This is a genomic window from uncultured Dokdonia sp. (assembly GCF_947492535.1).
Classification (GTDB): Bacteria; Bacteroidota; Bacteroidia; order Flavobacteriales; family Flavobacteriaceae; genus Dokdonia.
The window spans coordinates 1-227 of record NZ_CANLNH010000063.1; the positions used below are offsets into that span (position 1 = coordinate 1).

A 227-nucleotide genomic window follows, 5' to 3' on the forward strand; every position below is an offset into this window, starting at 1 on the left:
TTTACTAAAATCGCTGGCTCTTGACTAGTTAAATTAAACGTGGCAAATCCATCACTATCCTCATCACATTCACGTAAATCATCAATCTCTAATGGAAGATCAGGCATTGGGAAGACTAAAAGCTCAAAACTATAAATCTTAGTACATCCCGTAACGGTATTCTCTGCTAGGATGTATAATTCTGCCATTCCTGTGATGTTATCATAAGGAACAGTGATGTCTATCTG

Annotated in this window: 1 protein-coding gene; it reads right to left on the bottom strand. The window is 37.0% G+C overall.

The features are described from left to right. A partial coding sequence (locus Q1A60_RS21560; RefSeq protein WP_300008531.1) for a hypothetical protein occupies positions 1-227 on the bottom strand: 227 nt, incomplete at both ends.